Origin of the sequence: Pseudoselenomonas caprae (assembly GCF_008271345.1) — a bacterium.
Lineage (GTDB): Bacteria > Bacillota > Negativicutes > Selenomonadales > Selenomonadaceae > Selenomonas_A > Selenomonas_A caprae.
On sequence record NZ_VTOZ01000015.1, the window covers coordinates 18209 to 44130 of the forward strand.

32 protein-coding genes are annotated in these 25922 nt (G+C 57.1%); 2 read left to right on the forward strand and 30 right to left on the reverse strand.

Translation table 11 applies throughout. The features are described 5' to 3' along the window. The first annotated feature begins 449 nt into the window (after positions 1 to 449). Positions 450 to 1760: a flagellin N-terminal helical domain-containing protein gene (locus FZ041_RS08175; RefSeq protein WP_149189269.1), complete on the forward strand. Its 1311-nt coding sequence runs from the start codon at positions 450 to 452 to the stop codon at positions 1758 to 1760. 143 nt (positions 1761 to 1903) lie between these two features. Here FZ041_RS08175 and FZ041_RS08180 read toward each other — a convergent pair whose 3' ends face one another. From FZ041_RS08180 to FZ041_RS08285, 22 genes are all read right to left on the reverse strand, one after another. Beyond that, positions 1904 to 2287 carry a DUF488 domain-containing protein gene (locus FZ041_RS08180; RefSeq protein WP_255449311.1) on the reverse strand — a complete coding sequence of 128 codons (384 nt, stop codon included), beginning with the start codon at positions 2285 to 2287 and terminating at the stop codon, positions 1904 to 1906. Between the two features lie 139 nt (positions 2288 to 2426). After that, positions 2427 to 2774: an arsenate reductase family protein gene (locus FZ041_RS08185; RefSeq protein WP_149189222.1), complete on the reverse strand. Its 348-nt coding sequence runs from the start codon at positions 2772 to 2774 to the stop codon at positions 2427 to 2429. Beyond that, entirely contained in the window at positions 2740 to 3333 is a 594-nt protein-coding gene (locus FZ041_RS08190; RefSeq protein WP_149189223.1) for a DUF5662 family protein, read from the reverse strand. The genes FZ041_RS08185 and FZ041_RS08190 overlap by 35 nt, the downstream gene beginning before the upstream one ends. A 146-nt stretch (positions 3334 to 3479) precedes the next feature. Continuing rightward, a complete protein-coding gene (gene pyrR / locus FZ041_RS08195) occupies positions 3480 to 4034 on the reverse strand; it encodes a bifunctional pyr operon transcriptional regulator/uracil phosphoribosyltransferase PyrR (RefSeq protein ID WP_075445628.1) in 555 nt (184 codons plus the stop codon). A 45-nt stretch (positions 4035 to 4079) separates the two neighbouring features. Next, the gene (locus FZ041_RS08200) at positions 4080 to 5033 is read right to left on the reverse strand and encodes an RluA family pseudouridine synthase (protein WP_149189224.1); all 954 of its coding nucleotides are present in this window, start codon (positions 5031 to 5033) and stop codon (positions 4080 to 4082) included. A gap of 1 nt (position 5034) precedes the next feature. Continuing rightward, positions 5035 to 5478: a signal peptidase II gene (lspA, locus tag FZ041_RS08205; RefSeq protein ID WP_075445626.1), complete on the reverse strand. Its 444-nt coding sequence runs from the start codon at positions 5476 to 5478 to the stop codon at positions 5035 to 5037. Positions 5479 to 5485: 7 nt separating this feature from the next. Next, positions 5486 to 6109 carry a DivIVA domain-containing protein gene (locus FZ041_RS08210; protein WP_149189225.1) on the reverse strand — a complete coding sequence of 208 codons (624 nt, stop codon included), beginning with the start codon at positions 6107 to 6109 and terminating at the stop codon, positions 5486 to 5488. A gap of 36 nt (positions 6110 to 6145) precedes the next feature. Continuing rightward, a complete protein-coding gene (locus FZ041_RS08215) occupies positions 6146 to 6940 on the reverse strand; it encodes a YlmH family RNA-binding protein (RefSeq protein WP_149189226.1) in 795 nt (264 codons plus the stop codon). A 15-nt stretch (positions 6941 to 6955) separates the two neighbouring features. Continuing rightward, positions 6956 to 7453, reverse strand: coding sequence for a cell division protein SepF (locus tag FZ041_RS08220; protein ID WP_075445623.1), 498 nt, complete (start codon positions 7451 to 7453; stop codon positions 6956 to 6958). Between the two features lie 12 nt (positions 7454 to 7465). Further along, entirely contained in the window at positions 7466 to 8158 is a 693-nt protein-coding gene (locus FZ041_RS08225; protein ID WP_075445622.1) for a YggS family pyridoxal phosphate-dependent enzyme, read from the reverse strand. A gap of 14 nt (positions 8159 to 8172) precedes the next feature. Continuing rightward, entirely contained in the window at positions 8173 to 8994 is an 822-nt protein-coding gene (gene pgeF / locus FZ041_RS08230; protein ID WP_149189227.1) for a peptidoglycan editing factor PgeF, read from the reverse strand. Positions 8995 to 9041: 47 nt separating this feature from the next. Beyond that, positions 9042 to 10766: a TIGR03960 family B12-binding radical SAM protein gene (locus FZ041_RS08235; protein WP_149189228.1), complete on the reverse strand. Its 1725-nt coding sequence runs from the start codon at positions 10764 to 10766 to the stop codon at positions 9042 to 9044. Between the two features lie 35 nt (positions 10767 to 10801). Further along, positions 10802 to 11278: a transcriptional regulator NrdR gene (nrdR, locus tag FZ041_RS08240; protein WP_149189229.1), complete on the reverse strand. Its 477-nt coding sequence runs from the start codon at positions 11276 to 11278 to the stop codon at positions 10802 to 10804. Continuing rightward, the gene (locus tag FZ041_RS08245; RefSeq protein ID WP_149189230.1) at positions 11275 to 13161 is read right to left on the reverse strand and encodes a YgiQ family radical SAM protein; all 1887 of its coding nucleotides are present in this window, start codon (positions 13159 to 13161) and stop codon (positions 11275 to 11277) included. The genes nrdR and FZ041_RS08245 overlap by 4 nt, the downstream gene beginning before the upstream one ends. Further along, positions 13161 to 13982, reverse strand: a complete 822-nt coding sequence (locus tag FZ041_RS08250; RefSeq protein ID WP_149189231.1) for a helix-turn-helix domain-containing protein — start codon at positions 13980 to 13982, stop codon at positions 13161 to 13163. The genes FZ041_RS08245 and FZ041_RS08250 overlap by 1 nt, the downstream gene beginning before the upstream one ends. Before the next feature lie 187 nt (positions 13983 to 14169). Beyond that, positions 14170 to 15324, reverse strand: coding sequence for a cysteine desulfurase family protein (locus FZ041_RS08255; protein ID WP_075445616.1), 1155 nt, complete (start codon positions 15322 to 15324; stop codon positions 14170 to 14172). Further along, positions 15321 to 15770, reverse strand: coding sequence for an RrF2 family transcriptional regulator (locus tag FZ041_RS08260; protein ID WP_149189232.1), 450 nt, complete (start codon positions 15768 to 15770; stop codon positions 15321 to 15323). Before FZ041_RS08260 ends, FZ041_RS08255 begins: the two co-directional genes overlap by 4 nt. A gap of 81 nt (positions 15771 to 15851) precedes the next feature. Then, positions 15852 to 17105 (reverse strand): replication-associated recombination protein A, encoded by a 1254-nt coding sequence (locus FZ041_RS08265; RefSeq protein WP_255449316.1) that lies wholly within the window; start codon positions 17103 to 17105, stop codon positions 15852 to 15854. A 146-nt stretch (positions 17106 to 17251) separates the two neighbouring features. Then, positions 17252 to 17707 carry a dUTP diphosphatase gene (dut, locus tag FZ041_RS08270; RefSeq protein WP_075445614.1) on the reverse strand — a complete coding sequence of 152 codons (456 nt, stop codon included), beginning with the start codon at positions 17705 to 17707 and terminating at the stop codon, positions 17252 to 17254. Between the two features lie 70 nt (positions 17708 to 17777). Further along, a complete protein-coding gene (gene hfq / locus FZ041_RS08275; RefSeq protein WP_075445613.1) occupies positions 17778 to 18029 on the reverse strand; it encodes an RNA chaperone Hfq in 252 nt (83 codons plus the stop codon). A 28-nt stretch (positions 18030 to 18057) separates the two neighbouring features. Continuing rightward, complete coding sequence (miaA, locus tag FZ041_RS08280) at positions 18058 to 19005, reverse strand: tRNA (adenosine(37)-N6)-dimethylallyltransferase MiaA (RefSeq protein WP_149189233.1); 948 nt, start codon at positions 19003 to 19005, stop codon at positions 18058 to 18060. After that, positions 19005 to 19679 carry a metal-dependent hydrolase gene (locus FZ041_RS08285; RefSeq protein ID WP_149189234.1) on the reverse strand — a complete coding sequence of 225 codons (675 nt, stop codon included), beginning with the start codon at positions 19677 to 19679 and terminating at the stop codon, positions 19005 to 19007. Before FZ041_RS08285 ends, miaA begins: the two co-directional genes overlap by 1 nt. A 130-nt stretch (positions 19680 to 19809) precedes the next feature. Between FZ041_RS08285 and FZ041_RS08290 the strand changes: the two genes are divergently transcribed. Beyond that, the gene (locus FZ041_RS08290; RefSeq protein WP_149189235.1) at positions 19810 to 20526 is read left to right on the forward strand and encodes a thiamine diphosphokinase; all 717 of its coding nucleotides are present in this window, start codon (positions 19810 to 19812) and stop codon (positions 20524 to 20526) included. Here FZ041_RS08290 and FZ041_RS08295 read toward each other — a convergent pair. The 8 genes from FZ041_RS08295 to FZ041_RS08325 form a co-directional block, all read right to left on the reverse strand. After that, a complete protein-coding gene (locus FZ041_RS08295; protein ID WP_149189236.1) occupies positions 20508 to 21329 on the reverse strand; it encodes a TrmH family RNA methyltransferase in 822 nt (273 codons plus the stop codon). The two genes, FZ041_RS08290 and FZ041_RS08295, sit on opposite strands and share 19 nt — an antisense overlap. An 85-nt stretch (positions 21330 to 21414) precedes the next feature. After that, positions 21415 to 21768 carry a 50S ribosomal protein L20 gene (rplT, locus tag FZ041_RS08300; RefSeq protein ID WP_075431006.1) on the reverse strand — a complete coding sequence of 118 codons (354 nt, stop codon included), beginning with the start codon at positions 21766 to 21768 and terminating at the stop codon, positions 21415 to 21417. A 47-nt stretch (positions 21769 to 21815) separates the two neighbouring features. Then, positions 21816 to 22013: a 50S ribosomal protein L35 gene (gene rpmI, locus FZ041_RS08305; RefSeq protein ID WP_075445608.1), complete on the reverse strand. Its 198-nt coding sequence runs from the start codon at positions 22011 to 22013 to the stop codon at positions 21816 to 21818. Further along, the gene (gene infC / locus FZ041_RS08310) at positions 22000 to 22581 is read right to left on the reverse strand and encodes a translation initiation factor IF-3 (RefSeq protein ID WP_082336330.1); all 582 of its coding nucleotides are present in this window, start codon (positions 22579 to 22581) and stop codon (positions 22000 to 22002) included. Before infC ends, rpmI begins: the two co-directional genes overlap by 14 nt. Before the next feature lie 203 nt (positions 22582 to 22784). After that, positions 22785 to 23195, reverse strand: a complete 411-nt coding sequence (locus FZ041_RS08315; RefSeq protein WP_187626345.1) for a histidine phosphatase family protein — start codon at positions 23193 to 23195, stop codon at positions 22785 to 22787. Then, positions 23165 to 23335, reverse strand: coding sequence for a histidine phosphatase family protein (locus tag FZ041_RS14970; RefSeq protein ID WP_369407319.1), 171 nt, complete (start codon positions 23333 to 23335; stop codon positions 23165 to 23167). The genes FZ041_RS08315 and FZ041_RS14970 overlap by 31 nt, the downstream gene beginning before the upstream one ends. Further along, complete coding sequence (locus FZ041_RS08320) at positions 23293 to 23430, reverse strand: adenosylcobinamide-GDP ribazoletransferase (RefSeq protein WP_187626347.1); 138 nt, start codon at positions 23428 to 23430, stop codon at positions 23293 to 23295. Before FZ041_RS08320 ends, FZ041_RS14970 begins: the two co-directional genes overlap by 43 nt. A 121-nt stretch (positions 23431 to 23551) precedes the next feature. Next, positions 23552 to 25678, reverse strand: coding sequence for a PTS sugar transporter subunit IIABC (locus FZ041_RS08325; protein WP_149189239.1), 2127 nt, complete (start codon positions 25676 to 25678; stop codon positions 23552 to 23554). Positions 25679 to 25922: the final 244 nt, after the last annotated feature.

The following is a 25922-nucleotide window of genomic DNA, read 5'->3' on the forward strand; positions in this document are numbered from 1 at the left end:
TTTGGATAAGCCTGCTTTGTTCCGGCATTAGGCTACGAATTACAGCGATGTGCTTGTTACGAGAGAAACGGTTCGTACAAACCTGCTCATACGGATGATAGGGGCGAACGGAGTAGTGCTTCTTTCTGTCTGAAGCGACTGTCCTAGGCACAGAATGATACGCACTAACGTATTAGCAGGTTGAAGATTCATTCGGGCTATTGCTGAAACGAAGCCGCCGGGCAGGGGAGTACCATAAGCGTAACATTGATGGTTTACGTGAAGAAAATATTTTTAGCAAAGCATCTAAGTGAAGCGTTGGTACTCCCCTGCCCGGCGGCGCGGTATTCTACGAATAAATTCCTGGTAATTACAAACTGCAATTTATGTATACTTACGTATAATAGTATTTAGAGTAGTATAATAGTATTGGATACGGATTTCTTTTGCTCACAAGGAAGGTGACAAATATGATGATCAGCAATTCCGTCATGTCGACGAATATCTTAAACATCATGGACAAACATCAATTCAAACTGTCCAAGCATATGCACCATCTGGCGACTGGCCAGCGCGTTGCCAGTGTCGCGGATGATCCTTCGGGCTGGGCCATCGGCCAGCGCATGGACGTGCGCATCCGCAGCCTTGATGCCTCCAGCCGCAATGCCCAGTTTTCCCTCAGCATGCTGAAGGTCGCGGAGGGCGGCGTGAGCTCCACCATCGACATCCTGCGCAACCTCAAGGAAAAAGCCATCGAGGCCGCCAGCGATACCTGCACAGATACGGACCGCCGCACCATCCAAAAGCTCTTTGACCAATTCGGCGATCAGATCAACGACAACGCAAGCGTCACCTATAACGGCAAATTGCTGCTCGACGGTTCCATGGCCTCGGCCGCTGAACCGACGGCACAGGTGCTCACCAACCAGAGCCTTGCCACCACGACCACCGCCAGCACCAAGTTGACTGACCTGAAACGCCGGGACGGCTCTTCGCTGAACATCCAGGAAGGCGATACCGTGAACCTCTCCTATATCAAAGACGGCAAGACATACTCGGCCAGCTACCAAGCCGGCACCACTACCCTTGCAGACATGCTTACCCAATTCAATGCCATTGACCAGTCAGTTTTTGACCCGTCAAAACTGCAGACCGATTCCACCATTGGCGTGGATGCCCATGGTGAGACCGTCCACACCGCCGACGAGCAGAATGCCGTTTCCTTCACGGCTGCCGCCACGGGCCTTGATGGCGCGGTTGCGGGCATCACCATCAGCATCACCGACACCAAGGGACAGGTCAAGAAAACGGCCACTACGGCCCTCAACGACTTCAAGGAAAGCATCGCGCCGCGCGATCAGCAGGGCGATTCGAGCTTCTACATCGCCAGCAGTGCCGATGCCAACCGTGGCATCCGCGGCTCCATCGACGACATGAGCTCCTACGCCCTCGGGCTGACCGGCAAAAATGGACACGCCATCGACGTGACCACGCAAAAAGGCGCCAATGCCGCCATGAGTGCCATCGACCGGGCCCTCGAACGCGCCCTTGACCAGCAGACCACCATCGGCGCCATGAGCATGCGCCTCGAATACACCATCAGCAATCTCACCACCGAAAGCGAAAATCTCACGGCGGCCATGTCCACCATCCTCGATGCCAACATGGCCAAGGAAATGACCGAATTCACCAAAGAAAACATCCTGCTGCAAGCCGCCCAGGCCATGCTGGCCCAGAACAACCACAGCGCCGGCTGGTTCCTGAGCCTCTTGCAAGGTTGAAGCTTTCCATAGCTGCCGCCCTATCGTTCCATCTGCCCAGCCGCTCCTTGAATCGTTCAAGGAGCTTTTTTCATAGCCTGCATATCCGTGACAGTCACACCGCTCTTATGCACCATAGCCAGCCTCTGCGCCCGATGCATGTTTTACATATTCCGCCGCAGCCATTCCCGCAAGACGAGCACGTGATTTTCCTGCGTGTTTTTCGCCGCATACACCAAGGTCACATTCTGCGCCTCCAGCAGCTCCCGGCAATGGGCAACAAAAGCTGCCGCCCCTTCGCTAGCTGCCAGTTCTTCCTGATAGGCCTCCGCAAAGCCATCAAAGGGCATCTCGCCCTGGTGATACAAACGCCGGATTTCGGTACCAGGCGTGATGACCTTGGCCCATTCATCGAGATGAGCCGCCACCTTCTTGATGCCTCGCGGCCACAATCTATCCACCAGTATCCGGTATCCATCACTTTCCTCTGGCGGTTCATAGATGCGCTTGAGTAAAATCCTGTTCACCATAAGCAATCCTTTCTGCAAGCCTTCCCTCCACCTGCCTCTATCCAGGAATACCTTAGCACATCCCGTCCCCATTTGCTGTCAGCTTTATCACAACCCCACATAAACAGGCGGTCTGACATGTCAAGATTTGACATGTCAGACCGCCTGTTTGCGCAGGTTATCCCTTTGCTGCCTGCCAGCTTTTCCAAATCTCCGGCTCATAACCAACGGTTGACTCTTTGCCATTCCTTACCACCGGTGTCTTTATGACCTGCTGATTCTCCAGAAGCGTCTCCAGCTTGTCGGCCATATAGCTTACGCGGGCTAAGGCATCTTTATCCTTGCAATCCGGATCGATCATCCCATCGATGCCCCCATGGGCCTTGGCCACGGACTGGAATTCGCCTTTGCTCATGCCCTTGTCCAGCATGTCGATGAATTGGAACTTTATTCCGCGCTCTTTAAAGAACCGCTGGGCTTTCTTCGTATCGTTACACTTCTTGGTGCCGAAAATCTGTATATTCATAATTTCCTTCTTTCACTACTGATGCATATATTTTCCGCAGGGACTTCGGCCGCAGCAAGGACAGATCTTCCGTCGCCGCCAGCTGGCTCAGTATCGTTTCCACAAAGGCCTGCATATTAGGGCTCATGCCAACACCGGTGGCACATTTATTCTGCCACCATTCGTATTCGGCCTGAAAGGCGAATTCATCCCGGCCATAGGCTTTGGCCGCCCCCAGGCAGTCACATATCATTTCCACCGCGTATTTATAGGGCATATCCTGCGGGTGGGCACCATGATCGAAGTTATCCCACCAAGCCTCATAATGATGGAGATTCCGTCCATGATGATGAATCCAGGCCATGGACAGGCCGTTGTTTTCCCGCTTGCAGATCTTTATCGGCGAAACCTTGCCATTGTAGTATTTTACGCTTTCGATAAACTCCGTCGGCGAGAATTTTGACCAGTCATGCATAAAACCTTGCCACGGAATCCCCGCAATACAGCAAAACCGAAACACCCAATACTTATGACGCAAAATCATCCAAGTATGACCACAGACACGTTCCACCAGATTCACAAGCCCAACCTCCAACAATCGACAAATATTCTTTCTCAAGTATAATACGTTTCGCGTGTCCTGTATATCCCTTATTTCCTGCAGTTTTCATCATTGTAAAAAAGGCTGCTGCACATAATGGCTGTGCAGCAGCCTTTGCTATCTTATCAATCTTCTTTGAATTCGCGGATCACTACTTTTTCGGCACCGTCGGTATCCGTGAGCTGCAGGCTCACGACCTCGTGGGACGAGGTCGGTACGTTCTTGCCGACGAAATCGGCACGGATGGGCAGCTCGCGATGGCCGCGGTCAATGAGGACGGCCAGCTGGATGGTCTTGGGACGCCCCATATCGATGAGGGCGTCGAGAGCCGCGCGGATCGTGCGCCCTGTATAGAGCACATCATCGACGAGCACCACGGTCTTGCCCGTGATATCCACAGGCAGTTCCGTCGGATGGACGATGGGCTGGTACGAGAGCGTTGACAGATCATCACGGTAGAGGGTGATGTCGAGGACACCGACTGGCGGTTTCGTGCCTTCGATGCGCTCGATGCTGGCGGCGATGCGCTCGGCAATCGGCACGCCGCGCGTGCGGATACCTACGAGCACGATGTTCTCGACGCCCTTGTTCTTCTCGACAATCTCATGGGAAATGCGCGTCAACGCGCGGCGGATTCCCTCGGAATCCATGAGTACGGTCTTATCCGTCAATACTGGCATAATCTGTCACTCCCGTCTTTTCTTATCGCTAGGTATATCGTGCCATCAAGGCTGCATCGCAGCAGCTTTCCTGCGGTCCTTGGCCAGGCGGTCACGCAGGCCTGTGAGTATCCGCTGCATATCCTCAGGCACAGGTGCCGAGAACTCCATCGGCTCCCCCGTCCCCGGATGGGTCAGCGTCAAGGTCAGCGAATGGAGGGCCTGCCCCTCGATGGCAAAGGGCGACGGCTTCTTCGGGCCATACTTGGGATCGTTGACAAGCGGATGCCCAATGCTCGTCATATGGACGCGGATCTGATGCGTGCGCCCTGTCTCCAGGCGGCACTCGATCAGCGTGTAGTCGCCAAACCGCTCCAGCACCTTGAAATGGGTGACGGCAGGCTTGCCGTTCTCGCGGACGATGGCCATCTTCTTGCGGTCGGTGGGATGGCGGCCGATGTCGCCCTTGATGATCCCCGCCTCTTCCTTGATGTTGCCATGCACGATGGCCCAGTAGATGCGGTGCGCCGCCTTCGTGCGGATCTGCTCTGCCAGGTCGATATGCGCCTTGTCGTTCTTGGCGCAGACCATGACACCCGAGGTATCCTTATCGAGCCGGTGCACGATGCCCGGGCGGATCTCGCCGTTGATGCCCGAAAGATCGTGGCAATGGCAGAGCAATGCGTTGACGAGCGTCCCGGTATTGACGCCCGCCGCCGGATGCACGACCATGCCGCGCGCTTTGTTGACGACGATGATATCCTCATCTTCGTAGAGCACATCCAGAGGGATATCCTCTGCCTTGATCTCCACCGGTGCCGCCTCGGGTACCGTCAGGCTGACCTGCTCGCCACCACGCAGCTTGTAGTTCGCCTTGCGGACCGTCCCATCCACCAGTGCCGCGCCCTCTGTGATGAGCTTCTGCACATGTGCTCTTGACAAGTCAGGCTGCTGGCGCGTCAAAAAGACGTCCAGCCGCTCGCCAGCCTTATCTGCTATGAATAACAATGGTTCTGCCATATCAATCCTCTGTATCTTTCATCTTGTATAGAATTGCATATATCATGCTGGCAACACCAAGCACAATCGCTATATCGGCAATGTTGAACACCGGCCAGACGCGGAAATCGATGAAGTCGATGACCAGTCCGTTCCGGATGCGGTCGATGAGATTGCCCACAGCACCAGACAGCAGCGCCACGCAGCCGTAATGGAACCAGCCGCACTGGCGCCTGAGCCGCGGATAATAGTAAAGGAACGCCGCGACGATGATGATCCCCGCCAGGATGAAGAACCAGCGCTGATGCGCAAGCATCCCGAAGGCTGCCCCTGGATTGAGGATGTACGTGATGTGGAATATCCCCGGCACAACCGGTATCGTCTCACCGAGCAGCATGGCCGTGCTGACATAGCTTTTGACTACCTGATCCAATACCAGCAGAACAACAAACAAACAAAAGGCCATCACTTACTTACTCTTTCTCCTCGCTTGCCTTGTCTTTCTCCTCAGCTTCCTCAGCAGCTGCCTGCTCCGTTACCTGGGGCTCTTCGGCGGTCTGCTGCGCAGCTGCCTGCTTCTGCTGCTCAGCCTGGCGCTCAGCGGCTTCCGGGTCCGGCAGCACACGCAGCGTCTCATTGATGACAGCCAGCTCCGACTCCATCGTCACCTTGACCTTGCGCAGGAACTGGTTCTTCTCGCGCACGAGGCGGTCGTACTCAGCGACGATGCTGCGCACCTTGGCAGCTGCATCATCGAGCTGCTTCTTAGCCTGCATCTCGGCCTCATGGCGCATGTTCTGGCACTCCTTGGCCGTGTTCTCGCGCAGCTCCTCAGCATTCTGGCGCGCATTCGACGTCACTTCCTCCGCCGTCTTCTGAGCCACCAGCAGCGTGTCCTTGAGGTTCTGCTCCAGCTGCTGATACTGTTCGTTGTCCTTGCGTGCCCGCTCAAGCTCCTCCTTGAGGCGGTCGTTGTCACGGAACAGCTTCTCGTAGTCGTTGACGACCTGGTCGAGGAAATCGTCGATCTCATCCTCGTTGTAGCCGCGGAAACTGCGTTTGAAATCTTTGTTATGGATGTCCATTGGTGTAAGCAAGGTTATTATCTCCCATCTGAAACGAGTATTTGTCTATCACATATAGCGCTTGAGGACCACGACCGTGCGGCCCTTCTTCGTCGTGCCGCGCACCTCAGCGACCTCCAGGCGGCCACGGCCGCGCATCGAGAGGATGTCCCCCTCCTTGACGGTCTGCGAGGCACTCTTGACCGGCTGCCAGTTGAGCTTCAGCTTGTCGGCGGCGATGTCAGCGGCCGCCCGGCTGCGCGAGGAGCCAAAGCCCGATGCCGCAATCGAGTCGACGCGCAGGGATGCCACCGTCGCGCGGATTTCCTTGCAGCGCTCTTCCTTCGGCGCGATCGAGGAAAGCTCGACGCGCTGGCAGCTCACGCCGACAGCACCTATCTTCGTGAGGTTCGCGAGGAAATATTCTGCCATCTTCTTATCGCAGAGGATCTTGACGCTGTCATTCGTCACGAGCAGGTCACCGATGCAGTCGCGCTCGATGCCAAGCCCCATGAGGGCCCCGAGCACATCGCGGTGCGAGAGGCGGGCAAACTGCCCATTCCAGCGCGCCTCGATGCAGTCAATGTCAAAGCCTGCCGGCGTCCCCAAAAAGTCCTCATGCACATAAATGGCGCGGCAGCGTTCCGCGCCCTGATAGCCGCCTTCAAAGTCGACGCGCAGCCGGCCGTAGTTGGCCGCCACGGTCTCGGCGATTTCCTGCCCGAAGGGGTCGAGGAAGCCGCTCATGCGAAACTTCTGGTTGTGCAGGACGGCCTCAGCCATATCGACGAGCTTTATGACCGCTTCCTCGCCCTCCGTCCCCTTGTAGAAACGGATCAGTTTTTCTTTCTGTTCACTTGCCATGTTGCTCTAGTTCCCTTATTTCTTCAGCCAGGGCATCTCCGTCGATACCCGGCGATCTTCTTCCGTATAGCTGACGTTGACGTTGCTCGGCGCACAGAGGAATACGTTGTGACCGACCTTCTTGATCTCACCGTTCAGCGCGTACGTCGTACCACTGATAAAGTCAATGATGCGCTTAGCTGCCTCGGCGTCCGTCTTCTCGAAATTGATGACGACCGGCTTCTTCTCACGCAGGTTGTTGGCGACCTGCTGCGCATCGTCAAAGGTCTGCGGCTCGATGACAATGACCTTCATCTTGTAGTTGGTCACGGTGTTCTCGCGCGCCGTTGCGGCCGAGTGGAAGTCCACGACGTTGTGGGCGCCCTCTTTCTCATGATTCATAGCCTGTTCCTCCTCGGCTGGTTCACGTTTCATCTCCGGCTTCTGCTCGCGTTCCTCGTCGGCGAAATCGAGCTTCTCGTCCTCGGGGTCCATCAGGCCCATCTTTCCGCAAACTTTATCAATAATACTCATAATGCCACCTCTTTAGTATTGTCGCGGTCCAAAAATCGCGGTTCCTACCCGGACTATATTTGCGCCCTCTTCGACCGCAATGGGGTAGTCATGGGTCATACCCATAGATAAATATGTAATATTCGCCGTTGGATACGGCAATTCCTTTACTTGCTGGTAAATTTCATGCATTTCCCGGAACAACGGCCGGCACAACTCGACGTCTTCGTAGTTCGGTGCGATGCACATCAAGCCGCGCAGGCAGAGATGCGGCAGCGTCTCGACCAGATCGAGCATGGCCCGCAGGTCTTCCTTATAGACCCCGGATTTGCTGTCCTCCTTGGCCAGGTTGACCTGCACCAGGATGTCCTGGACCTTGCCGATCTTGCCAGCCTCCTTGTCCAGTGCCTTGGCCAGATGCGGCGTATCCACCGAATGGATCAGGTCGAAAATCTGCACCGCCACCTTGGCCTTGTTCGTCTGCAGATGGCCGATCAGATGCCAGGTCACTTCGCGGTCCAGCACCGCGTATTTCTCCTTGGCCTCCTGGATGCGGTTCTCACCCACATCGGTCGCACCAGCATCGATGGCTTCGCGCATCGCCGCCACATCGTGATTCTTCGTCACGGCGATGAGTTTTACGGGCGCATCCTTGGGCACGCGGGTGCGTCGTTCCATGCTGGCAGCGATAGCGGCCTCGACTTCATGAAACTTCTCTTTTATCATGCGATTACCCCCGATCAGTATTTCGTAAGTGCCAGGACAGCTGCCATGCGGCCCGTGGTGCCGCCATCGGCGCGGTAGGAATAGAACCACTGATGCTTGCAGGCTGTGCAGGTATCGGCCATCTCGATGTTCTCGCTGCGCACGCCGATATCCATGAGCTGCAGGCGGTTGGCCTGCCAAAGGTTCAGATGCGGCTTGCCATCTTCTGCCAGCACGATCTTGTCCTCATGAGCAGGGAAGGCCTGCCGGAACTCATCCGCCACGTTTTCGCCGACCTCATAGCAGCAGGGCCCGATGGCCGGCCCGATACCGACGAGGAGCTCGTCGGGATTGGTACCGAACTCGCGCTGCATCGCCTGGGCAGTCTTCTGCGCGATCTTGTTCACCGTGCCCTTCCAGCCGCCATGGGCGATGCCGATGGCCCGATGCTCGGGGTCAAGGAACAGGATGGGCGTGCAGTCTGCAAAGCAGAGCACCAGCGGCAGTCCTGGCTCGTCGGTGATCAAGGCATCCGTGGCCGCAATCGCATCGGCGTAGTCACGCGCCCCGCGGCCGGCCTCAGCTGCCCCGACGCGCATGACGGCATCGCCATGCACCTGCTCCGGCGTGACCATGTTCTCGGGCTTCAGCCCCAAGGCATGCAGGAACCGCTGCCGGTTCTGCCAGACGGTCTGCGGGTCGTCACCGACATGCAGCGCCATGTTCAGCGAGTCATAGGGCTTCTTGCTCACGCCGCCGAGGCGTCCCGTCAGACCATGCACACAAAGGTCCTCCGTAAATGACGAGAACTTGCCCCGCCAGAGATTATCCCGCATATGTTCAAGCACAAAACTCATCCATCGCACCCTCTTTGTTTGCTAGATTTGTTGATGTTATCCCCTGCTCAGCAGACCCCGCAGCGGTGGCAGCCGTCAAAGCACGGGATCGTCGCCTTGAGGCCGCCAGCCTTTTCAAGCTCTGCGTACAGGTACTCCCGCGTGAAGCCCATGTCGAGCCTGTCCCAGGGAAATACCTCCTGCTCCTTTCGCTCGCGGTAGAGCTCCTCCGCCAGCGAAAGGCCGCATTCCTTCATAGCCCGCTTGAATGCCTTGCTGCCGCCAAGCTCATGGGCCAGGAGCAAGGCCTCGCCGACCCGGCGGCCGCCGCGGGCGATGACGCCCTGGATATAGGCCTCCTTGGGCGACTCGACGTTGACAATGATATGCTTGCGCTTCTTGAGCTCCTGGGTCAGGCGCTTGAAGGCATGCTCTACATACTTGCGGTCGGCCATGGGCTTCCACTGGAACGGCGTGAAAGGCTTGGGGATGAATGGATTGACGCTGAGCGTCAGCGTCCCCTTCGCCCCCTTTTCCTCCATGTAGTCCTTGAGACGGTTCGCCAGGTCGATGATGGCATCGATATCCTCCTCCTGCTCAAAGGGCAGGCCCAGCATGAGATACAGGCGGAAATTGCGGATGCCCGCCTTGAGCCCCAGCTCCATGGCATTGAACAGGTGCTCCTCCTCGATGCCCTTGTTGATGACTGCACGCATGCGCCGGCTTCCCGCCTCGGGCGCCATCGTCAGCGTCTTGAGGCCGCTCTGGGCTAGCGAATCGACGAGCTCCTTCGTCACCGAATCGGCGCGGAAGGACGCCACCGACATCGACAGCCCCTCGCCGAGGATCTCGCGGCAGAGTTCGTTGATTTCGGGATAATCCGAAATCGCCGCCCCCATCAGGCCGATGCGGCGCTTATGCTTGAGCGCCGCCTTGACCTCCCGCGTGATGACGCCCAGGGAGCGGTTGCGCGGCCGCCGGAAGCAGTAGCCCGCCATGCAGAACCGGCAGTGGCGGCCACAGCCCCGCGCCGTCTCTATGAGATAGAAGTTGAACTCGGTGTTGTCCGTGATGACCACCGTATGGGCCGGATGCGCGTCAAGGTCCTGCACCCACTGGCGGCTGACCCGCTCGGGAGCCCCCGGCAGGGCCTGGATAGCCGTCAGATGTCCCGCTTCATCGTACTGGTGCTCATAGAGGGACGGCACATAGATGCCCGGAACCTTGGCGATATGCAAGAGCATCTCCTGACGGCTCATGCCCTGTGCCTGGGCCTCGTGCCAGGCATCCATGAAGGCCGGCATGATGACCTCGCCCTCGCCGATGACAAAGGCATCGACGACGCCGGAAAGCGGCTCAGGGTTGAATGTCGCACAGGGCCCTCCCGCGATGACGAGGGGGTCTTTTTCCGTGCGCTCAGCCGCCTTCACCCTGACCTTGCCCAGCGCCAGCATCTGCATGACGTTGAAATAGTCCATCTCAAAGGACAGCACAAACGCAATGATGGGAAAATCATGCAACGGCGTCTGGTTCTCGATGCTCATGAGCGGCGTGCGCGTATTCTCATAGCGCTTGAGCTCCTTGCGCTCCGGCAGGAACACGCGCTCACAAGCCACATCATCGCGCTCGTTCAAGAGCTCATAGACGATGTGCAGGCCGAGATTCGACATGCCGACGAAATACGAATTGGGATAGACCAGCGCCACGGGCGTCCGCGTGCCCATCGGGTAGCGGTAATAGCCAGTCTCCTGCGCCAGCTGCTCCTTCAGTTCTCGTTTGAGTTCCCAATCCAAATGCTTTCTTCCTCCCAGTCCTGCTTATGCCTGTCTTACTTATCCTTCGCTTCTTCGCCCTTGTGGGCCTGCAGTACCTTGAGCTCCTCAAGGAAGCTGCTGATATCGGCAAACTTGCGGTATACCGATGCAAAACGGATATAGGCGACCTCATCGAAGTCCTTCAGGCGGTTCATGACGAGCTCGCCGATCTTGGACGATGGGACCTCCTGCTCCATCGTATTGCGCACATCGCGCTCGATCTCGTTGACCAGCGCCACGATGCGCTCCATCGAGATGTCGCGCTTGTCGCACGAACGCACGACGCCATTCAATATCTTGTCGCGCTTGAATACCTCGCGGCGGCCGTCCTGCTTGACGACCATCAGCGGCAATTTCTCAACGACCTCATAGGTCGTGAACCGCTTGCCGCAGCCATTGCACTCACGGCGCCGGCGGATGGTCGTACCATCCTCGGCGGCCCGCGAGTCGATTACCCGGCTGTCGGCCTGTTTACAAAATGGACATTTCATCGCCGCACCTTCTTTTCTCGTTTGCTGTGATTGCTATTCCTATGGTTCGCCGGGCGCGGCCGTCTGCCCTTGTCCGGCGTGTGTTTCTTCTCGCTGCCCTCGGGACGCACAAGGCACTTGCGGTCAAAGCCGATGAGGTCCTCGCGGTGTGCCAGGCGCAGTGCCTTGCGCACGATGGCATGGTTCTGCGGCAGCCAATACTGCATGAGGGCCCGCTGCATGAGTTTTTCCTCGTAGGACTTGGCCGTGTATACCTTCTCCCCCGTCAGCGGGTCGATGCCCGTATACCACATGGCCGTCGAGAGGGTGCCCGGCGTTGGGATGAAGTCCTGCACCTGCTGCGGATGGTAGCCCATGTCACGGATGAATTCCGCCAGCTCGATGGCATCAGCAAGCTCGGAGCCCGGATGGCTCGACATGAAATACGGCACGAGGTACTGCTTCAGCCCGAGTTTCTCGTTCGTACGGCGGAACCTTTCCGCAAAGGCCTGATAGACCTTGCGGTTCGACTTGCCCATCATGCGCGTCACCCGGTCAGATACATGCTCCGGCGCGATCTTGAGCTGCCCGCTGACATGGTACTTGCAGAGCTCCTCAAGGAATTCATCTTTGGCCAGCATCAGATAGTCGAACCGCACGCCCGAGCGCACGAAGACTTTCTTGACCCCTGGCAGGGCCCGCAGCTCACGCAGCAGCTTCAGATAGTCGCTATGGTCGGCCACCAGGTTGCGGCAGGGCACCGGCGACAGGCACGGCTTGCCACGGCAGGTGCCGCGCTCCAGCTGCCCGTCGCAGCTCGTGCGGCGGAAATTGGCCGTAGGGCCGCCGACGTCATGGATATAGCCCTTGAATCCCGGCAGCTGCGTGAGGATCTTAGCCTCCCGCAGCAGGGAGGCATGGCTGCGGCGCTGGATGATGCGCCCCTCATGGGAGATGATCGCGCAGAAATTGCAGCCGCCGAAGCAGCCGCGCTGGCTCACAAGGCTGAACTGCACTTCCTGGATGGCCGGCACGCCCCCCGCCTTGTCATAGATGGGATGCCACGTGCGCATATACGGCAGATCGTAGATCTCATCCATCTGCTCTTCGTTAAGCGGCCGGGCAGGCGGATTCTGGACGATGCACCATTCGCCATTCTGCTGGGCCAGCTTGCGGCCGCGGATAGCGTCCTGCTCCAGATACTCCAGCTTGAAGGACTCAGCGAATTTCTTCTTGTCCGCCGCCACCTCCGCATAGGATGGCAGGGGCAGATGATCCCAGACATAGTCCATGTTGGGCACGCGGTAGCACGTCCCCTGCACGTCCTGGATGTTCTCGATGGCTACGCCCTGCTGCAGATCCGCCGCCACCTCCAGAAGCGCCCGCTCCCCCATACCGAAGATGAGCAGGTCTGCCTGGCTGTCAGCCAGGATGGAACGGCGCACGGTGTTGCTCCAATAGTCGTAGTGGGCCAGCCGGCGCAGGCTCGCCTCGATGCCGCCGATGATGATGGGCACATCGTGATAGAGCTCGCGCAGGCGGTTGCAGTAGACAATCGTCGCGCGCTCCGGCCGGAAACCAGCCTTGCCGCCCGGCGAATAAGCATCCTGATGGCGAACCTTGCGCGCCGCTGTGAATTTATTGAGCAGGGAATCCATATTGCCCGCAGAAACAAGAAACCCCAGCCGCGGTTTTCCCAGGCGGTCGAAATCCCTGGTAGAATGCCAGTCTGGCTGGGGTATGATTCCTACTTTATAGCCATGCTTTTCCAACAGGCGGCAAAGAATGGCCGGGCCAAAGCTCGGATGATCCACATAGGCATCCCCGGACACGAAGACGAAGTCGAGCTGCTGCCAGCCGCGTTCTTCCATATCCTTCTTGCTGATTGGCAAAAATCCGTTCATTATTTCTTGCTATCCTTCTTGCTGTCTGCCGACTTCTCGCCCTCTGGCGTGAAGGTCTTCTCCGTCACTTCGCCGATATCGCCAGCCTTGCCGAGATCCTTGCCGTTGACATTGAAGGCGATTGCACCGGCATTGCCTGCCGTGATGACAACCGATTCCTTGCCCTTCCAAGTCTCGATCTTGCCCTTTTCCAGGGTGCCCTCATAGACAACCTTGCCATCAGCCTTGACCTGGGTCCAGCAGGAGCCCGTGGTCTTGGCGACGACTTCAACGCCCTCGGCCTTCTTGGCTGGAGCAGCCTGCTGCTGCGGCTTTTCCGTCTTTTCCTGCGGCGCCTTGGCCGTGGTCGTTGCCGTCTTAGCTGGCTTTGCCGTGGTCGGGCTGTCGCTGTCCGACAGCAGGAAGAAAGCACCCGCAGCTACCACGAGCAGGATGACAGCCACGAGGAAAAAGTTCTGGCGCTTATGAGAGGACTCCACCCGCTGATGGAAATCCTTGCCCGTTGAAAAAGCGGGCGCAACCTTTGCCTTCTGCGGAGCTTCCTCTTCCGCTGCCTGCTCCGCCTCTTTGGCGGCCTGAGCCGCAGCCTGCTCCGGATGATTCTCCTCGGTGAAGCGCTTGACAATCGCGTCAGCGTCCATCTTCAGGAAGTTTGCGTAGTTGCGGATAAAGCCCTTCGTATATACTTCTCCTGGCAGCTGGCTGTAATCGCCGTTTTCAATGCACTCTATATATAACGCACGGATACTCGTGCCCTTCTCGATATCTTTAATGGTAAGATTCTGTCTTTCGCGTTCTGCACGCAGCATATCTCCTAACATATTGTATCAAAACCCTCCTGCCTGTGCTTTACAGCTTGTCAAATCTTTTCCTTCAAGCATTACCTTTTAATTATACATAATAATGCTTGTCAATACAAATTTTTTTGCTATTTGGTACTAAAAATATTCATAAAAGTTTCATGAAAAAAGACCTGACGGTTTCCCGCAGGTCTTCTGCTCCAAATATTCAGCTGCCGGCCTGGCCGCGGATTGCTGTGACTGCCTGCTGCAAAACAGTCAGCAAGCCCTCGAGCTCGTCCTTTGTCGTGAAGCGTCCCAGCGTGACACGCAGCGCAGAGGCTGCCTGCTCCGGCGTCTGCCCCATTGCCTTGAGCACATGGGAGGGCTCCAGGGAACCTGCACTGCAGGCACTGCCCGCCGAAACGGCGAAACCTGCCATATCGAGACGGATCAGCAGGGTATCCTGGGCGATGCCCTCGATGCCGAAATTCACATTGCCCGGCAGGCGGTATTCCTCATCGCCGTTGATCCAGCTGCCCGGAATCGTTTTGATCTCTGCCATGAACCAGTCGCGCAGCTCCGATAGGCGCTCCCACTCCGTCGTGAGCTCCTCCCGGGCAATCTCGGCCGCCTTGCCGAGGCCCACGATGCCAGCGGTGTTTTCCGTACCAGCCCGCAGCTCGCGCTCCTGACTGCCGCCATGAACCAAGGGGTCGGGCCGAAAGCCGCGGCGCAAGTAGAGCGCGCCGATGCCCTTCGGGCCGTAGAGCTTATGCCCTGACAGGGAGAGCGCATCCACATGCAGCTCATCCACCGACAACGGAATGTGTCCGGCGGCTTGCACCGCATCGGTGTGGAAGAAAATCCCCTTTGCCTGCAGGAATGCGCCGATTTCGGCAATGGGCTCGATCGTACCGACTTCGTTGTTCGCCGTCATGATGCTGACGAGGATCGTATCGTCACGCACAGCATCTTTGACCTGCTGGGGCTGCACCCGGCCGGCTACATCAACGGGCAGATAGGTCACTGCAAAGCCCTGCTGCTCCAGCCATGCGCAGGCATTGAGCACGGCATGGTGCTCGACGCTACTCGTGATGATATGACAGCCGCGCCCCGCGCGGCGCAGAGCAAAGGCCATGCCCTTGAGCGCCCAGTTGTCGCTCTCGCTGCCGCCGCTGGTGAAAAAGATTTCCTCCGGCTCCGCCTGGAGCAGTGCCGCCACCTGCGCACGCGCCTGAGCGACTGCGCGCTTGGCCGCACGCCCCTGGCCATACACGCTCGACGGATTGCCGAACTGCTCCATGAAATAGGGCAGCATAGCTGGCAGCACGCGCTCGTCCACTGGCGTCGTCGCCGCATAATCCAGATAGACCGGCTTCATCGGCCGCACCCCACGTGCTTGCGGCTGCCATCGTTATCCATCAGCGTCTGCAGCGTGATGCTATCGAGCACCTCGCTGATGCTGTCGCAGACCTTTTCCCAAATGCCGCGGGTCACGCAGGCACAAGCCCGCTCACAGGGCTGGTCCTCTGCCCCCGCCTCAGCCAGCAGGCAGTCCACAACGGCAATCGGCCCTTCCACCGTCGTGATGATTGCGCCGATCGTGATTTCCCTCGGTTCGCGCCCGAGCATATAGCCGCCCTGCGCCCCGCGGATGCTCTTGACGAGCCCCGCCCGCCGCAGCGGCACCATGAGCTGCTCCAGATAATTCTCCGACAGCCCCTGGCTCTGCGCCACGCATTTCAGCGCTACCGGCCCCTCGCCATAGTGCAGGGCCAGTTCATAAAGAGCCGTCACACTGTAACGGCCTTTTGTTGACATCTTCATGTTCCACCTCGGAATTCTGAGTATCCTTGTCAGATTTCATGGATTCAATATAGCAGAAACGCCGCCATCTGTCAAAACCTATCAGTACCGCTTCGGCCAGCAGTGATGCAGGTACTGCCCGAGGCGCTTTTCGGTACCGTTCTCAGAGGGCTGGTAGTAATGTGCACCGGCCAGTTCCCTGGGCAGATACTCCTGCGGCGTGAAATGCTCTGGATAGTCGTGCGGATAGATGTACTCGGTGCCATGGCCGAGCTTGGACGCTCCCTTGTAGTGGGCATCCCGCAGATGCATCGGCACGGCCCCGCAATTCTTGCTGCGGACATCCTGCAGGGCCGCATCGATTCCCATATAGGCCGCATTGCTTTTGGGAGCTGCGGCGATATAGGTCACAGCCTGACCCAAAATGATGCGCGCCTCCGGCATGCCGACAAACTGCACGGCCTGGGCAGCATTCATCGCTACGACCAGCGCCATGGGATCGGCATTGCCCACATCCTCCGACGCGCAGATAACGATACGGCGCGCGATGAATTTGACATCCTCGCCAGCTGCGAGCATCCGCGCCAGATAGTGAAGGGCTGCATCGGGATCGCTTCCGCGCATGCTCTTGATGAAAGCCGACACCGTATCATAATGATTGTCCCCCTTCTTGTCATAGCGCTGCACCCGCTGGCCGAGGATCTCCTGCACCATCTCCAGCGTGACCGTGCCGCCATTCGGCGGCAGCATCGAAGCCGCGCCTTCGAGGATGTTGAGCGCCATGCGTGCATCACCGCCCGCAAGCTGCGCAATGCCGAGCAATACCTCATCATCTACCGCCAGCTGCTGCCCGCCCAGGCCACGCTCTGTATCTAAAAGGGCCTGCCGCAGGATCTTGACGAGCTGGCCGTCACTCAGCTGATAGAGCCGCACGATACGCACCCGCGAGAGCAGGGCGTGATTGACCTCGAAGAACGGATTCTCCGTCGTCGCACCGATCAAAATCAAGCGGCCGTCTTCGACATAGGGCAATAACACATCCTGCTGGCTCTTGTTGAAGCGATGAATCTCGTCGATGAATACGATGGTCCGCTTTTGATAATATCTGCGCTGCTCATCCGCCTCCTTGACAATCACGCGGATATCCTGGATGCCCGAGGATACCGCATTGAGCTTGCGGAACGCACTGCCCGTCATGCCCGCGATCATCTGCGCCAGCGTCGTCTTGCCTGTGCCCGGCGGCCCGTAGAAGATCATCGACGAGATCTGGTCCCGCTCGATCATCTGCCGCAGGAAGCGGCCAGCTCCCACAGCCTCTTGCTGGCCGATGAACTCCTCGAAATTGCGCGGCCGCATGCGCTGGGCCAGCGGTTCAAAGGGCCGCGCCGCCCCCAGCGTTGACTTGTCAGCCGTTGACTTGTCAACCGTTGACCGGTCATTGCCTGACCAGTCAGCTGCCGCAGGCATCGCAAATAAATCCATGCCTTCGTCTGCCATATCCCTCACGCCTTTCCTGTCGAACCAAAACCGCCCTGCCGCGCCGCACCGTCACCAGCCATGTCGCCATCTACGGTCAGGTACTTCTGGAAGATTCCCTGGGCGATGCGCTCCCCCGCTTCGATGACCACAGGCTGCGTGCCGCGGTTCCAGAGGGCGATGAAGATATGGCCCTCATTGTCTTCATTATTATAGTAATCCGCATCGACCACACCGACGCTGTTCATGAGCACCAGCTGTCGCTTGACAGCCAGGCTCGAGCGGATATGGATCATCAGCACCTCATCCGCCTGCATATACGCCTTGACACCTGTCGGCACCATGACCATGGCCTGCGGCGGAATCACGGCGCCCTCAGCCGCTGCCAGATCATAGCCCGCGCTTGCCGCCGTCTTGCGCTGCGGCAGTATCGCGCCGCGCTGCTGCCAGCCTGTAACCCATTCAAAGCCTCGTACCTTCATGTTTTTCTCCTGTCTGCTGCTACCATCAAAAAAAGGCCTTTCAGAGAAAGGCCCCGCTTCTTCTCATCTATTATTCTTCGTCGTCACGCTTATCCACACCGAAGATGCCGCTGATCGGCCGCGCCGGTGAAATCGTGGAAATCGCATGCTTATAAACCATCTGCTGTTTGCCAGCAACGTCAAGAACGACCGTGAAATTGTCAAATCCCTTGACATTGCCCTTGATCTGGAATCCATTGAGGAGATGGATCGTCACGGCGACATTCTCCTTGCGGACCTGATTCAGGAAGCTATCTTGCAGATTGATGTTTTTTGCTGGCATAAAAATCCCTCCATTACGGTACTACTTACTAATTCGACCCTTGAGAAAAAAATCCTGCCACATCAGCAAAAACCATCGGCAACAAGTTTTCTTCCGGTATCTCATCGGCACGATACCAGTGGATATAGGGCATTTTCCGATACCAGGTCAGCTGCCGCTTGGCGAAGTGACGCGTCGACTTCTGGATGAGATCGACCGCCGCCTCATACGTCATCTCGCCAGCCAGCCAGGCCGCCGTCTCCTTGTAGCCAATGCCCTTCATGGCCTGTGACTCCCGCGGGATGCCCGCGTCCAGGAGCCCCTGCACCTCCGCGGCCAGCCCGTCCGCAAACATCAGCTCCACGCGCCGGTTGATGCGGTCATAGAGCTGCTGGCGGTCGCGGTTCAGGCCAATCACCAGCGCATCGTAGCAAAGTTCCCCATCCGCAGCCGCACGCGACTGTGAGATCGCCTCATCGCCGAAATGCGCGACCTCCAGCGCCCGCACAATGCGGCGGAAATCGTTGGGATGCAGGCGCGCCGCTGCTTCGGGATTGACCTTTGCCAGCATCCCATGCACGTATGCATGGCCCTTGGTGCGCCCGAGCTCCTCGAGCTCCGCGCGGTATTCCGCGTGGCCCGAGGTCTCATTAAACGCATAGCCCTCGAGCAGTGCCTTGACATAGAGTCCCGTGCCGCCAGCCAGGATGGGAATCTTCCCCGCAGCATTGATTCTGGTGATCAGCGCGCGGGCTGCAGCGACAAAATCCGTGACATTGAAGGCCGCATCGGGGGGCAGCACATCCACGAGATGATGCACGATGTCCTGCCGCTCGGCCAGCGTCGGCTTGGCCGAGCCGATGTCGAAGCCGCGATAGATGAGCATCGAATCCCCTGAGATGATTTCCGTATCGAGGTGCTTGGCCAGCTCGATCGACAGGGCCGTCTTGCCCACAGCCGTCGGGCCTAAAATGACGATTAACTTCTCCTTGCTCATCAAAGCTCCAGTTCTACCCCCGGCTCGACCACATGGACCTCAGCCCGTGACATCGCCTCCGTGATCTCCCGATACTTCTTGACATCCTGATTGATGATGGGCCAGGTGTTGTAGTGCACAGGGATGACATGGCGCGCATTGAGCCACTGCGCGGCCAGCGCCGCATCTTCAAGGCCCATCGTATAGTTGTCGCCCACCGGCAGGATGGCATAGTCGATTTCATCCTTGCGGCCAATCAGCTGCATATCGCCGAACAAAGCCGTGTCACCCGCAAAGTAAATCTTGAGCCCGCTCATCGAAATGACATAGCCGCAGGCAATGCCGCCCGCCACGCCCGCGCTGTGTTTCGCCATCGTCATGCGCACCCTGCCGAACGGGAGATTTATCGAGCCGCCGAGATTCATCGGATGCTGCTTGAGCCCCGGCACGCGCTGCTCACAGATTGCGAGCACTTCTGGTATCCCCACCAGCTCCGCGCCCGTACGGCCTGCAATTTCCGGCGCATCGCCGAGATGATCGCTATGCGCATGAGAAATCAAGATGAAATCGCATTCAATCTCCTCAGCCTTGATGGTGGCTTTCGGATTCCCCGTCAAAAACGGGTCGAACAGCACCTTATGCTCGCCATTATCCAGCATAAAGCAGGAATGGCCATAATATTTGAACGTTACCATATATATACCTCCCTTGCGGTTGCTCCTTGTTTTTTTCCATGCTATGCTATAAGCATCGCTTATAATCATTATATCATATGATGCAAATAAACGTACGCTATTCCTATATTCCGTGAATCGAGGTCTTTTTATGTCCCAGACATCCAGCCTGCAACTATCCTTCCCCCAGCTTACCGCGACCTATCCCGCACAATCTGCCGCCGCCCCATGGCTGCTCATCACCGGCGGCCGTCCGCCGCAAGCCGCCTGGCTTAGAAAGCTTCACGGCTTTGCCCGCTGCTGGGCTGCCGATCACGGCATCGATACCTGCCAGAAAGATGGCCGGCTGCCCGACTGCCTGCTCGGCGACGGGGACAGCGCGAGCACCGCTGCCTGGCAGTGGGCCGCAGCACAGGATATCCCCATCTGTAAATTCCCGACGGCCAAGGACCTTACCGACACGCAGCTGGCGCTGACCATGATGCAGGCTGAGGGAGCTCCGTTCATTGTCCTCACCGGAGCATTCGGCGGCCGCTTCGATCATGCCTTCAGCACCATCTTCAGCGCTGCCAACGCGGGGATTCCCTGCTGCCTGATTGACGAAAGTGAGGCGCTCTTTTACGTAACCGCTGACATGTCAATCCAACTGACCTGTCAAATGCGCCCAAAGGCGATTTCACTGCTGCCCTTTACCGGAACCTGCACGGGCGTCAATATCGACAACGTGCGCTGGCCGCTTGCGGGGGCCACACTGTCACAGCGCCAGCCCAATGCCGTCAGCAACGAGCTTCTGACCGGTCAAAACGAATTGACAGTCAGCATAGCCTCGGGCATCCTCGGCGTCTACTGCTACTGGGGCAAATACTGAGACTGCCGCTGCCGCACGGCCTCGTAGAGCACCACGGCCGCGGACACGCCGACATTCAACGATTCGGCCCTGCCATACATCGGGATATAGGTCTTGGCCGCGCGCTGCAGGATCGCTTCGGACACGCCATTGCCTTCATTGCCAAAGACGATGGCCGTCCCCCGCGTGAAGTCCTGGGCAAAATGCGGCTGCGCGCTCTCGTCGAGTGCCGTCGCATAGAGCGTCAGGTCCTGGGCCGCCGCAAAGTCCATAAGCTCCTCCGCAGTCACATCCGTGCAGACTGGCAGATGGAAGAGGCTGCCCATCGTCGAGCGCACGGTCTTATCGCCAAACACATCCACCGAGCCCTTGAGCAGGATGACGCCATCGGCCCCCACCGCATCGGCCGTGCGGATGATGGTGCCCGCATTGCCGGGGTCCTGCACCCCATCGAGAACCACATAGAGTGGCTGTTTTCCCGCCGCCGGCAGTTCCTGCAGGCGGCTTTTCTGCTGCCGCATGACAAGCAGTATCCCCTGGGGCGTATCAGTAGCCGAAGCCTTGCGATACACCGCGGCGGTCGTCTCACAGAGCAGGCAGCCCTGCGCCTCCAGCTGAGCCAGTAGCTGCCGGCCCCGCGCCTGCTCGCCAAGCTCCGTCGTATAGAGCCCAAAGACGATGTCCCAGCCAGCAGCAGCTGCCATCTCTCCCAGGCGGATGCCCTCCGCGATGAACAGGCCTTCCTTCTCCCGATGCTTGCGGCTGTGCAGGCTTGCGGCCAGCTTGACTTTCTTGTTGGCCGGACTGTCGATCCGTTCCCGCATATGTTCCCTCCTAACTCCTAACGACAAAAAGGGTTGACAGAACCATTGGTTCCATCAACCCCACTTCTTCGTGTAAACCTATGAATTACAGGTTCTCTTTAGCAACGGCAACGAGCTGTGCGAAAGCTTTCTCGTCGGAGATAGCCAGGTCAGCCAGCATCTTGCGGTTGACCTCAACGCCAGCCTTCGTCAGGCCGCAAACGAGACGGCTGTAGGAAATGCCGTTGACGCGTGCAGCAGCGTTGATACGAGCGATCCAGAGACGGCGGAAGTTGCCCTTCTTCGCACGGCGGTCACGGCGTGCGTAGTAGAGAGCCTTCATTACGGTCTCGTTAGCTTTTTTGAACTGTTTGCTCTTCGTACCTTTGTAGCCCTTTGCGAGCTTCAGGATTTTCTTATGACGTCTATGTGCAGTCACGCCTACTTTTACTCTTGGCATGTTTTCATCCTCCTAAATATTGGCTAATCAATCTATCCGTTATCGAATTATGCGTACGGAAGCATTCTCTTGACGCGGCCATGATCAGCAGCCGTGATCAGAGCAGCTTTACGCAGGTTGCGTTTGCGTTTCGGAGATTTCTTCTCCAGGATATGGCTCTTGAAAGCCTTGTTACGTTTGAATTCACCACTACCCGTTACGGTAAAGCGTTTTGCAGCAGCTCTGCGAGTTTTAATCTTTGGCATTACTGTTTTCCTCCTTAGACTGAGTCTCTTTCGACTTCTTTGGTTTCGATGCCTTCTGCACCTTCGGTGCAACGATCATCGTCATATTTTTTCCTTCAAGTTTGGCATTGCGCTCAATCGAGACGCTGTCGCCCAGCTTTTCAGCTACGCGGCCCAATACCTCTTTGCCGAGCTCCGGATGAGAAAGCTCTCGTCCGCGGAACATGATAGTCACTTTGACTTTATTTCCTTCTTCGACAAAGCGAAGAGCATTCTTCAACTTGACGTCAAAATCGTGTTGTTCAATGTTCGGGCGAAGTTTGACTTCCTTGATGCTGATGACTTTCTGCTTCTTCTTAGCCTCTTTCTCCCGTTTCTGCTGTTCGTATCTATACTTACCAAAATCCATGATACGGCAGACCGGCGGTTTTGCCTTCGGAGCGACCTCGACGAGATCAAGATGCTGCTCCTCCGCCATGCGAAGCGCCTCACGCGTCGGCATGATGCCGAGCTGCTCACCAGTTGCGCTGGTCACGCGTACTTCGCGGATATGAATTTCTTCATTGATGCGTAACGAATCTCTGCTAATAGTAGAACACCTCCTGGTATTTCTTTTTATAAACAAGAAAGAGGCGGCACAAAGCCACCTCTAAAAAACTCATGCTATAAACCCATCTGACCTATGCCAGCAGGTGAGAAGCGGTGGCCTCTTCTTGTTCACGACTCTGTTAGTTTATCATACCTGCCATGAGCTGTCAAATCTTTTTTCCAAAAATTTCCCCGCTCATACGATCAGCGAACCGGAAGGGACATAAGCTGGACTTCCCCCAAAGAAATGTCCAGCTGCCAGAAATCCTCCCAGGGCCGCGCCTCAGCAAACAAGCGGATGACTTTCAGCACGCCGCCATGACTGGCTACGAGCAGGCCTTTCTCCTCTCTTGCAGCAGCCTGCTGCCACTTTTGCCATGCCCCTATGACACGTTCCGCGAACATGCGGAAGCTTTCCCCCTGCGGATAGCAGAACGCCTGCCAATCGTCACAAAGGCTCTGCCATGCTGCCGGTTCTTCCCGCGCTATGTCTTGGTAGTGGCGCTTCTCCCAGCGGCCAAAGTCGATTTCCTGCCAATCCGGCTCAACGAGGAAGGCCCCGTCAAGCCCGGCAGCTTCGCGGACTATTTCCGCCGTGTGCCGTGCCCGCTCCAAGGACTGGTAAGGAGCAGCAGATCCCTGCCCGATCCTGCCGCCCGCAATTCCCGCAGGGTGGCGCCGGCCCTTTCTGCCTGCCGGCACCCTTTGGCGGTCAGCGGGCAATCGGTGCGCCCATAGTAGCCCCCAGACAACAAAGCCCCAGAAAGAGTATCTCACTCAATTCATCGCCAGCTCCCAAAGTATCTCCCGTCATACCGCCCAAGATGCCTGCGATATAGCGTGTCAACATCGTCCACCACATGGACAGCGTAGGTTATCCATAAAAAAACGCTTGAGAAGGGGCTGGGTTCAGCCTCCCCTCAAGCGTCAATGCTAGCACATTTTTACCAGCACATATAATGGCAGTCTAATCAATAGGAAGCAACAGCATCCAATGCTTTGACGCCATAGGATTTTTCCATATGGACAGCCTGACCGCCCGTGAAGATCACGAGGCAGACATCCGACGGAGCGTTAGCCTTGACATAGTCGAGGTCGACCTGCATGAGCTTGTCACCTTTCTTGACCTGCTGGCCCTGCTCGACGAAGACCTCAAAGCCCTGGCCACCGAGTTTGACGGTGTCAACGCCGAAGTGGATGAGGAACTCCGTACCGTCAGCTGCCTTCATGCCAATCGCATGCTTCGTATCGAATACGAACATGACCTCGGCATCGCACGGAGCAACGACATTGCCATCAGCCGGAGCAATGAAGAAACCATCGCCCATCATCTTGCCGGCAAAAGCATCATCCGGAGCTTCCGTAATGGCATGGGCCGTACCAGCGACCGGCGCATAGAACTCATGCTCACCATGAGCTGCTGCCGGAGCCTCAGCCGTAGTTTCTGCCTGCTCCTCTACTGCCGGAGCATCAGCCTCCGGCTCAACATCCGGAGCCGTAGCCAGATACTCTTCGAGGTTCGATTTGATAACGGCAACTTTCGGTCCATAGATGACCTGGACGCCCGTACCTTTGACGATAACGCCCGAAGCCCCCGTAGCCTTCAGGAGTTTCTGATCAACGAGCTCCGAATCTGCTACCGAGCAGCGCAGACGCGTTGCGCAGCAGTCCACCGACGTGATGTTGCGCTTGCTGCCCAGCGCGCGGGCAATAACCGGGCTGAGCTCATCGCCAGCACCAGCAGCGCCCTCTTTGCGGGCCTTGACATCAGCTTTCGTGTAAAGCTTCGTCTCTTCATCGTCATCCTCGCGTCCCGGCGTCTTGAAGTTGAACTTCTTGATGAGGAACGAGAACGCGAAATAATACAGGAAGAAATAAACGATACCAACCGGGATGATGAGCATCCAGCTCGTCTTATCATTGCCCTGCAGGATACCGAAGATAAAGAGGTCCAAAAGACCACCCGAGAACGTGAGGCCGACAGCGATATTGAGCATGTGCGCAATCATATAAGCGGCGCCAGCCAGGATAACCTGAACACCGAAGAGCATCGGTGCAACGAACAGGAACGAGAACTCAATCGGCTCCGTGATACCCGTGAGCATCGACGTAAGCGCTGCCGAAAGCAGCAGGCCGCCAGCGACCTTTTTCTTCTCCGGACGAGCGCAGCGGTACATAGCAAGTGCAGCACCCGGCAGACCGAAGATCATGAAAATGAACTCACCGGAGAAATAACGCGTAGCGTCAGCACTGAAGTGAGCGACATTCGGCGAAGCGAGCTGCGCAAAGAAGATGTTCTGACCACCCTGTACGAGCTGGCCATCGATCATCATGCTGCCGCCAACGCCCGTCTGCCAGAACGGCAAATAGAAGACATGGTGCAGACCAAACGGAATCAGTGCACGTTTTACGATACCGAAAATCAGCGTACCGATGTAGCCCGTGCCCGTAACGACATTGCCCAGACCGAAGATGAGGTCCTGGACCACCGGCCAAACAAACGTCATCGCAATACCAACGAACAGGAAGACCACCGTCGAAATAATCGGAATGAAACGCGAGCCACCGAAGAAGGACAGCGCATCCGGAAGAACAATTTTATGATAGCGATTGTGCAGGATAGAAACGCCGATACCAACGATGATACCGCCGAAAACGCCCATCTGCAGCGACATGATGCCGCAGCTCGAGGCAATCGTACCCTCGAGCACGCCCGGGGCAATCGAGCCATCAGCCAGGATTTTTCCCGTCAGCTGGAGCATTGCATTACAGGAAACATGCATGACAAAGAAAGCAATCATCGCAGCCAGTGCCGCAACTTCTTTCTCGGCCTTTGCCATACCAATGGCTACACCAACGGCAAAGATGATTGGCAAGTTGCCAAAAATCGTACCGCCGGCAGCGCTCATAACCGTCAGCAGGGAATGGAGCACAGTTCCATCCCCAAAGATGGCTTCCAGTCCATAGGTCTTGATGGTCGTCGGATTCGTAAACGACGCACCAAGGCCTAACAAGAGACCTGCAATCGGCAGGACTGCAACTGGCAGCATGAAACTTCGGCCAACGCGCTGCAGCACGCTGAAAATTTCGTCTTTCATTAGACACATCCTCTCTCGTCCAATAAAAAAAGCATTTACCTGCTATTTAACCCGAGTACCATAGCAGATAAATGCTTATTACCGGACACACCATAAAATATTTACCGCGGTTATTATAACATAGCCGACCAAAATACTTCAAGACTCACGTCAAAAAAAATGGCTTTCGAAGCAAAAAATGGAACATTGTTACAAAATCGTTGGTTTTTTAGTATTTTTTTACATCTCAGCCAACCGTTTGCGT

Bases quoted from the DNA above. Each gene is read 5' to 3' on its own strand.
- FZ041_RS08295 (WP_149189236.1), bottom strand. From the start codon at position 21,329: ATGCGGGAACGGATCGACAGTCCGGCCAACAAGAAAGTCAAGCTGGCC.
- pgeF (WP_149189227.1), bottom strand. From the start codon at position 8,994: ATGAGTTTTGTGCTTGAACATATGCGGGATAATCTCTGGCGGGGCAAG.
- FZ041_RS08265 (WP_255449316.1), bottom strand. From the start codon at position 17,105: ATGCGGCCGCGCAATTTCGAGGAGTTCATCGGCCAGCAAGAGGCTGTG.
- FZ041_RS08285 (WP_149189234.1), bottom strand. From the start codon at position 19,679: ATGGTAACGTTCAAATATTATGGCCATTCCTGCTTTATGCTGGATAAT.
- FZ041_RS08260 (WP_149189232.1), bottom strand. From the start codon at position 15,770: ATGAAGATGTCAACAAAAGGCCGTTACAGTGTGACGGCTCTTTATGAA.
- pyrR (WP_075445628.1), bottom strand. From the start codon at position 4,034: ATGCCAGTATTGACGGATAAGACCGTACTCATGGATTCCGAGGGAATC.
- FZ041_RS08250 (WP_149189231.1), bottom strand. From the start codon at position 13,982: ATGTTAGGAGATATGCTGCGTGCAGAACGCGAAAGACAGAATCTTACC.
- FZ041_RS08215 (WP_149189226.1), bottom strand. From the start codon at position 6,940: ATGGCAAGTGAACAGAAAGAAAAACTGATCCGTTTCTACAAGGGGACG.
- rpmI (WP_075445608.1), bottom strand. From the start codon at position 22,013: ATGCCAAAGATTAAAACTCGCAGAGCTGCTGCAAAACGCTTTACCGTA.
- hfq (WP_075445613.1), bottom strand. From the start codon at position 18,029: ATGCCAGCAAAAAACATCAATCTGCAAGATAGCTTCCTGAATCAGGTC.
- FZ041_RS08225 (WP_075445622.1), bottom strand. From the start codon at position 8,158: ATGATAAAAGAGAAGTTTCATGAAGTCGAGGCCGCTATCGCTGCCAGC.
- miaA (WP_149189233.1), bottom strand. From the start codon at position 19,005: ATGAGCAAGGAGAAGTTAATCGTCATTTTAGGCCCGACGGCTGTGGGC.
- rplT (WP_075431006.1), bottom strand. From the start codon at position 21,768: ATGCCAAGAGTAAAAGTAGGCGTGACTGCACATAGACGTCATAAGAAA.
- FZ041_RS08290 (WP_149189235.1), top strand. From the start codon at position 19,810: ATGTCCCAGACATCCAGCCTGCAACTATCCTTCCCCCAGCTTACCGCG.
- FZ041_RS08200 (WP_149189224.1), bottom strand. From the start codon at position 5,033: ATGGCAGAACCATTGTTATTCATAGCAGATAAGGCTGGCGAGCGGCTG.
- FZ041_RS08320 (WP_187626347.1), bottom strand. From the start codon at position 23,430: ATGTTGACACGCTATATCGCAGGCATCTTGGGCGGTATGACGGGAGAT.
- dut (WP_075445614.1), bottom strand. From the start codon at position 17,707: ATGAAGGTACGAGGCTTTGAATGGGTTACAGGCTGGCAGCAGCGCGGC.
- FZ041_RS08220 (WP_075445623.1), bottom strand. From the start codon at position 7,453: ATGAGTATTATTGATAAAGTTTGCGGAAAGATGGGCCTGATGGACCCC.
- FZ041_RS08185 (WP_149189222.1), bottom strand. From the start codon at position 2,774: ATGAATATACAGATTTTCGGCACCAAGAAGTGTAACGATACGAAGAAA.
- FZ041_RS08245 (WP_149189230.1), bottom strand. From the start codon at position 13,161: ATGAACGGATTTTTGCCAATCAGCAAGAAGGATATGGAAGAACGCGGC.
- FZ041_RS08325 (WP_149189239.1), bottom strand. From the start codon at position 25,678: ATGAAAGACGAAATTTTCAGCGTGCTGCAGCGCGTTGGCCGAAGTTTC.
- FZ041_RS08175 (WP_149189269.1), top strand. From the start codon at position 450: ATGATGATCAGCAATTCCGTCATGTCGACGAATATCTTAAACATCATG.
- lspA (WP_075445626.1), bottom strand. From the start codon at position 5,478: ATGGCCTTTTGTTTGTTTGTTGTTCTGCTGGTATTGGATCAGGTAGTC.
- nrdR (WP_149189229.1), bottom strand. From the start codon at position 11,278: ATGAAATGTCCATTTTGTAAACAGGCCGACAGCCGGGTAATCGACTCG.
- FZ041_RS08255 (WP_075445616.1), bottom strand. From the start codon at position 15,324: ATGAAGCCGGTCTATCTGGATTATGCGGCGACGACGCCAGTGGACGAG.